This is a genomic window from Selenomonas bovis DSM 23594 (assembly GCF_000381005.1).
In the GTDB taxonomy this organism is placed as follows: Bacteria; Bacillota; Negativicutes; order Selenomonadales; family Selenomonadaceae; genus Selenomonas_C; species Selenomonas_C bovis.
In genome coordinates, this window is record NZ_KB908429.1 from 1 (window position 1) to 7,306 (window position 7,306).

The 7,306-nt window shown below is 59.6% G+C and carries 5 protein-coding genes and 1 pseudogene; all 6 read right to left on the reverse strand.

All coding sequences use genetic code 11. The features are described 5' to 3' along the window. Positions 1 to 127: 127 nt before the first annotated feature. Positions 128 to 2,056 carry a two-partner secretion domain-containing protein gene (locus F599_RS0112660; RefSeq protein ID WP_019543869.1) on the reverse strand — a complete coding sequence of 643 codons (1,929 nt, stop codon included), beginning with the start codon at positions 2,054 to 2,056 and terminating at the stop codon, positions 128 to 130. 23 nt (positions 2,057 to 2,079) lie between these two features. Further along, on the reverse strand, positions 2,080 to 3,576 hold the full coding sequence (locus tag F599_RS0112665) for a ShlB/FhaC/HecB family hemolysin secretion/activation protein (RefSeq protein ID WP_019543870.1): 1,497 nt from the start codon (positions 3,574 to 3,576) through the stop codon (positions 2,080 to 2,082). A gap of 243 nt (positions 3,577 to 3,819) precedes the next feature. After that, positions 3,820 to 5,924: pseudogene (locus tag F599_RS14650) on the reverse strand (heavy metal translocating P-type ATPase). After that, entirely contained in the window at positions 5,909 to 6,592 is a 684-nt protein-coding gene (locus F599_RS14655) for an HMA2 domain-containing protein (protein WP_026327993.1), read from the reverse strand. The pseudogene F599_RS14650 and the gene F599_RS14655 overlap by 16 nt, the downstream one beginning before the upstream one ends. Before the next feature lie 108 nt (positions 6,593 to 6,700). After that, the gene (locus F599_RS0112680; protein ID WP_019543872.1) at positions 6,701 to 7,000 is read right to left on the reverse strand and encodes an HMA2 domain-containing protein; all 300 of its coding nucleotides are present in this window, start codon (positions 6,998 to 7,000) and stop codon (positions 6,701 to 6,703) included. Positions 7,001 to 7,091: 91 nt separating this feature from the next. Further along, on the reverse strand, positions 7,092 to 7,306 hold a 215-nt coding region (locus tag F599_RS15925; RefSeq protein ID WP_211209103.1), incomplete at its 5' end, for a hypothetical protein.

Genomic DNA, 7,306 nt, shown 5'->3' on the forward strand with positions numbered 1-7,306 from the left:
TTGCACTGTTTTTTATGCCATGATTATCACCAGTGTCAGATGACCGTGATTGAGGTCAAAGAAAACGGGGCTATCCGCACGAAAATGCTTTCGTGAGACAGCCCCTTAGAGAGATAGCGTATAAAGTTTACTGTTCGACAGAGACGGACGTCTCGTTGGCGGCCTCGCCTGCCGTGACCGTTGCGGCCACTGCCTGCGTGTCTACCGTTGCGACCGTCGTGCTGGCCGTCGCAGCCTGCGTCTTTTGGTCAGTGTCTTCCGCGCGGCCCTGGGTCGGCGTGTAGGCGTTCAGCACGCTGAGCTGCAAGAGCTGTTTCTCCGGTGTCGTGAGGTCGGCGTTCTTGATGCCCTGCAGGATGCCGAGCATCTGACCGGCTGCCGCACGCTCGTCCGTAGCCGCATTCAGCTTTTCGATGCTGTTGACGAGTGCCTCCTGACGCTGGGCGAAATGCGCGTTGCCCGTAATGGCCTCGCCCGCCAGCGCCTCGCCACTTGCGATGTTCTTGGCATCCTCAGCGTTAAAGGGCTTCTGCTCCGGCGTCTTGGTCGGCGTGTCAGTCTTAGAGCCGCCGCCCGGATTGTCCGTAGATTCGGCTGCTGGCTTCTGGTCGACTACGATGCTGCTGCTCGCATTATCATAATGAAGCACCGATCCTTCGCCCGTATTCACTTTCTTCGCGGTCAGCGTCGCACCGTCTGTGACCACCTTGTTTGCAGCGATATTGATTTCTTCGCCGTCATCGTCACCGACACCTGCCGTGACCTTGCTTGTCTTATCAACCGTGACCGTATTGCCCGCGCCAGCGTTGATTGTCTTGCCATCTTCAAACGACTTGGCCGCAAGGATCGTGACCGTGCCACCTGCACTGACTTCCGTGCCATTCTTGAGTGTGACAGCACCGCCTTGAATGCCCATGTCACCCTGATCCTCATTCGTACTAGTGTTTATCCGTGTACCAGTAAATTTCGTATTATCGAGTGTGATAGCATTATCTTTCGTCGACGTTATGGTCAGGTCTTTAAGATTGACCGTCTTTTCATCAAACGTCGCCTTCATCGTGTCCGGCGCATAAATATCGGCTTTACCCGCCGTGACCGAACTGTCCTTAAGATCTACCGTACCGCCGATAAGAAGGGCCGTATCGCCATTCTTGACCGTGAAGTCAGTCGCCGAGAGCTTGTTGCCAGCATCCGCATCCGTAGCGTCTTTCGCCGCAATAGCGTACAGACTGCCATTCCCGTTCAAATCCATATTCGCGTTGCTAAGGTCAATCGCACCACCTTGGATTTTGACATCGAGGTTCTGCGACTGGTTCGTCACGTCGCCGCTGAACGAGACTTTGTTCGTGCTGTCCGCCGTGACAGTGCCGAGCAGATCCTGATAGTCCACATCGTTGCCCGTGGTGTCAATCGTGATCTTCTTGCCAGCAGCCACATTAAGAGCGACGTCATCTTTCGTCGCATCACCCAACGTAAACTTGACGCCATCCGCAACATCGACCGTGCCGCCTAACAGCATAAGCAGGTTATCGATATTGACCGTCGCGCCTTTTGCGATTGTCAAAGCACCAGTCTTGTCGCCCTCTTGGGCAAACGTCCCAGTAGCAGCTGCATTGCCAACCACTTTCTGGAACTCGTTATCCGAAATCGCAAGCGTCGAAAGCACGAGCGTCTGCGCATCGATGACCGCGCTCGAACCAACGACAATACCGTTCGGGTTGACGAGCATCAGCGGGCACTCGCCTTTCTGATTCAACGTACCGAGCAATTCCGAAATCTTCGTGCCCGTAACGCGGTTCAGCAAGGCGCCGTTCTGCGTATTAAAATTCAGCGTCTCGCCTTCCTTGATGCCGAACTCCTGCCAGTTGATGATGCTGTTTTTGTTGGCCGTAATCGTGGCACCACTCTGGACGTTGCTCAAATCGCCCGTGCTGATAGCAACATCGCTGCCGCTCGTGGCTACACCACCCGTCGGCATGGCAAAGACCGGTGCCGAGAGGGACAGGCAGATGAGGGTCGTCAGGGCTGCCTGACGTGCTTTTGTATTCCATTGCATGATTCTCAGTCTCCTTCCTTAGATTAGAAACCCACCGTGAACATCATATTCCATCTTCTGTGGTTCGCGTGCGGCGCGCTGCTGCTCAGCGTGTAGTCTGACACGTCGTTGATGACTTTCGCATAGTCGACGGCGAGCGCGAGGTTGTGCTTCGCATCCGTATAGCGCAGACCGAGGCCCGTCGAGGCGAGGTCCTCGAAATGCTTGCTCGTCGTGCGGCTGCTCGTGTTGTTCGTCAGATTGCCATAGTCGAGGAAAGCGAGCAGGCGCAGGTTCGGTGCGAGCTCCGGCGTGTAGATTTCAAGATTGCCGATGACACCTTTATCCGCGCTGGCAATCGTGCCCGCGAAACCGCGCACCGTGTACATGCCGCCCGCACCAAGCTGGGCGAGGATCGGCATATGGTCGCTCGTGTACTGGCCATGCGCGCGTGCATTGACGAGCCAGTCCGACTTCGAGCGCACCTGATAGCCAAGCCCCGCCGTGTAGAACGTAAAATGCTGCTTGCTGCCCGGAGCCGCGGCCTCGTACTCACCAGCGTCGCCGCCCATGTTCGTCAAGACGCCTGCCTGATAGGAGAATGCATGATACAGGTCGCGGTTGTTGTGCTCGAAACCGACGCTGCCGAGCAGCATGTCGTATTTCTGGTCGGGGATGTCGAGGCTGTCACCGCCCATCTCGATGGAGCTCTCCGTCTTGGAGTAGCGGTAGTCGAGACCGAACGTCAGCGCATCCTTTTCCCGCGACGTATAGGCGAGATAATGCTGGTAGCGCATGCCGAGGTTGCGGCCGATACCAGCAGCCTGATAGTCGAGAAACCCGCGATAGGCAGCCGGCGAGACGTTGCCGTTATCGACATCGGAGTAGCTGGCATTCAGCGTGAGCGCACCGCCCGCGCGCGGCAGCAGCGTGCGATAGGAAATGGCCGCCTGCTTCACATCATCGAAATGCTCATCCGGCGACGTGACATAGGCCACACCGAAGCTGTCGGCGCGCTGCGTCATGTTATTGTTGATGTAGCTGAGCGTCGTGCGCCAGTCGCCCGTATAGTCGTTGCCCGTGTTGGCTACGCTGAGATTCACGCGGCCGTTTTTGCGCGCCTCGTTCTGCACATGCACCGTGAACGAGCCGTCGTGGTTTGAGGCGAACGTCGCATTGAGCTTTGCCGCGCCCGTATCATTCACGAGCTGGATTTCCTTGGAGAGTTCGTGGATATTGATTTTGTCTGCATTCAGTGCTGGCAGCAGCCGACGTACCATCGATTCCGGCAGGCTGTCCGAGCTGTCGATTTTCACCGCCGTGACCGGCACCGTGATGCGGTCAGCGCGCACGGCCTGCCCCGTATGCTGGCTCTGCTGCTGGCGCTCCAGTTCCTTGCCCGCCTGGTTCTGTGCGATTTCATGCTCCGTGGTCTTGTCGGCCGCCATGACCTGTGCCGTGCCAAGCAGCGTGAACGCACCCACGCCCGCCAGCACCGCCGCCGTCAAACGGCGCCATGCAATATTCTGCTTCCTGATCAAAACCCGATCCTTCCTTTCCCATTCCTTTGCAAAATCATTTTATCAGCTCAAGGTTTCCCTCATCTCGCTTCAGGCTAGTATAACACATCCGCCCCCCCGTGCAAGACATTATGCATATCATCTGCCTCTGCCTGACAGAGGCAAAACATATAAAAAACGCTACCGGCCATAGGACCAAAGTATCGTTTTAAGACATCATGAAATTTGTAAAGCACCCAGCTGAACCTTCAGCCACCAAGCAGTTTATTGCCTGCGGCGGCGCGCCTGGCGCTGTTCCAGCTGCAGGATGCGGCAGCTGTTCAGCACGACAGCGAGCGTCGCGGTGTTGTGGATGACCGCGGCCCAGAGCGGGCTGATGCGGCCGAGCGCGCCGAGGAGCATGGCCGCGCTGTTGACGAGGATGGTCGCCATGAAGTTCTGGTGCACGAGGCGCATGGTGCGGCGGCCGAGCTGCAAGGCCTCCATGAGGCGCGACGGGTCCTCGCCGTGGATGGTGACGGCCGAGGACTCGGCCGCGATGTCCGTCTGGCGGCCGCCCAGCGAGACGCCGACATCGGCGAATGCGAGCGCCGGTGCGTCGTTGATGCCGTCACCGACCATCATGACCGTGCCGCGCTGCTTGAGCTTGTTCACGTAGTCGCTCTTGTCCTCGGGCAAAATCTCTGCGTGGTAGGAGTCTATATCCATCTGGCGCGCGACCTCGGCGGCCACAGCCTTGCTGTCGCCCGTGAGCATGACGATTTCGTCGATGCCGTGGCGCCGCATCTGGTTCAGCGTCTTATCGCGGGCCGGATGGTGTCTTCGATGCCGATGACGCCGAGCAGCTTTTTATCACGTGCCACGTAGAGCAGGTTCTTGCCCTCGAGGCCCGTATCGAGCTGTTCACTATCCGCAATGCCGTTCTCACGCAGGAACTTCTTACTGCCGACGCGCACCGTGCCACCCGCGTAGCCCTCGAACGCCGGTACCTCGGCGAGCATGCCACGCGCGACGACCGTCTCGCTAGACGTATGCTGCGGCGTCTGCCAGTCGTGCGCCTTGACGTATTTCTGGATGGCCACGGCCAGCGGGTGCACGGAGTGCTGCTCCGCCGAGGCCGCGAGCAAAATCATTTCCTTTTCGTCGACGCCCTGCGCCGTGCGCGTAAAGGCAATCTGCGGGATGCCGACGGTCAGCGTGCCCGTCTTGTCCAGCACGACCGTGTCCGTCTCCGCCAGCGCCTCGATGTAGTTGCCACCCTTGACGAGGATGCCGCGCTTCGCCGCCGCGCTGATAGCGGCGCTGATAGCCGTGGCCGTCGAGAGCTTCAGGCCGCAGGAGAAGTCGATAAAGAGCAAATTCAGCACGCGCTGCCAGTCACGCGTCGCGCCGTAGACGATGGCCGCGCCGAGGAAAGACACCGGCACGAGGAAATTCGCCATCTGATCGGCGAAGTTCTGCACGGGGGCCTTGCGGTTCTGTGCCTCCTCGACGAGGTGCACGATATGCGCGAGGCTCGTGTCACTGCCGACCTTTTCCACGGCGATGATGAGCTCGCCCGCCTCGACGACCGAGCCTGCATACACGGGCGAGTCCTTATGCTTCATGGCCGGATTCGACTCGCCCGTGATGGAGGCCTGGTTCACGGCCGCCGAGCCCGCGAGCACGCGGCCGTCGATGACGATTTTCTCGCCCGTGTGTGCCGCGATCGTGTCACCGGCACGCACCGCCTCCACGGGTACCTTGGTCTCCACGCCGTTCTCCACACGCCAGACATAGCGCTGGTCGAGCGAGAGCAGTCCCGAAATCTGCGTGCGCGCGCGCTCCGCCGCGTAGCTTGTGAGCATCTCCGCACCGTTCGAGAGCGTGAGCAGCGTGAGGCTGGACTCCGGCTTGCCCGCGAGCACGGAGGCGATGACCGCCGTCGCCGTCAGCGTGTCCGCGTTCGGCTGACGGTCACGCACGAGGCCCGTGACGCCATTCTGGATAAATTTGCGCGCGAGCGCCAGCACGAGGCCACTGCGCAGAAACTTCGTCGCGAGAAAGAGCTCCGGCGACGTACGCTTGATAATCTGCATGGCCGCGAAGACCGCGAGCGAGGCAATGGCGTCGCGCCGGTACTCGGCCAGCCGGTCGGCAGGCGTCACGGCCGCGGCCTGCGCCGCCTGCACGGCCGCGATGATATACTGCTGCAGCTCGCGCGCGGGCAGCGTGCCCACGTACCAAATGCGTACCTGCCGCTCGTCGACGAGCACGGCCTTCAGCGTACGGTAGCGACGCAGCTGTGCCGCGAGCTGAGCACGCTGTTCACGCGCGAGCGCGACCGGCAGGCGATAATTCATCCGTCCGTACATCATACGGTTCGCCATCCTCTCATCAGTGAGACCGCCCACCAAAGCATCTGCGAGGCCGAGGGATACTGCTTCGTCAGCACCATCTTGCGCAGGCCGCGCAACAGGAAAATCAGGAACGCCGCCGAGCTCACGTCGAGCCAGCCGCCCGTCGTGCGGCGAATCCACGCCGAAAAATCGCGCATGGAGCCGCGCACGCTGCGCGTCAGGGCACCCGCATGTGCCTCCACGGGCAGCGCGGCCTCATCGACGCGCTTGCGCCAGGGACGGCGGAAAATGTGCCGCGCAAGATACAGCGCGAGCGCGTCCATCTGCGCCTCGGCCGCCGCATCGTAGACAAAGAGCAGGCTGCCCGTAGCCGCATTGGCCCGGAACTCCTGCAAAAAAGCCAGCTTCGGCAGTTGCGCCTGCAGCATGGCCGCCAGCTCCGGCGTCAGCGGCGCGCGGTAGCGTCTGCGCCCCGGCAGACGGCTCACGCAGGCAAAGTCATACGACAACTGCTGTGAAACCTGCACGGCCTGCCGCTTCACCTGCGCCGCCACCTGCACCCCACGCTGATAGGCCTGCGTGCCACGTTGGCAGGCCTGTGCCCCGAGCTGCTGCGCCGTTCGCGGCGCGCCCGTGAAAAACTGCCGCAGCCCCTTGCCGATAGCTGCGCCCATCATAAAACCTGAAACATAAGACATCGTGTCATCTCCTCTGAATCTGTGCCACAAACGCCGTCAAAGCAATGCTGCACCGCCGCGCCCTGCCCCATAAGAGGGTGGCCGTGGCAAAGGCAGCCACGGAGTGCGTCAGCGCCGTTTGACATGCGTCATGATATACTCCTCGACCTTGCGCAGCTCGGCGTTGCGCCTGAGCACGGCTGGCTCGTATTTGATGAGGATGGAGCCCGTGACCGTGCTCGTCTCCACGCTCGCGATTTCCGCAAAGGACTCCAGCTGCGCCTGCACCTCCACCTCCAGCGCCGGATTGCCGATGAGCTTCGCCGAGCGTAGACGCACGCGCCCCGGCAGGTAGGAGGAGATTTCGACCGAGCGGATAAAGAGGTCCAGCTTCGTCGTAGGAATCTGTAAATTGCTTATGATATTCATTTTCGCTCCTATGCTATGAAAAAAGGGGCTGTTGCACGTATCAACAACGTGTAGCAGCCCCTTTTAGTTTGCAAAAAATGTTGCCAAGGACTTAAAAATCCTTGGCAACAGGCGTAAAATATAGATATGCAAAATCAAATTTTACAAGGAGATTATACATCCCTCGGCGGAAGTTTTCAACTCTGCCTTCCCTTAAATTTTGAATTTCAAATTCCAAAGGATGACCCGGTCCGTCTGCTACGCCACTTTGTGGATGAAATGGATTTATCCGCACTTTACCAGACATTCTCTCAGGCCAATAAGAAC

Bases quoted from the DNA above. Each gene is read 5' to 3' on its own strand.
- F599_RS0112660 (WP_019543869.1), bottom strand. From the start codon at position 2,056: ATGCAATGGAATACAAAAGCACGTCAGGCAGCCCTGACGACCCTCATC.
- F599_RS14655 (WP_026327993.1), bottom strand. From the start codon at position 6,592: ATGTCTTATGTTTCAGGTTTTATGATGGGCGCAGCTATCGGCAAGGGG.
- F599_RS0112680 (WP_019543872.1), bottom strand. From the start codon at position 7,000: ATGAATATCATAAGCAATTTACAGATTCCTACGACGAAGCTGGACCTC.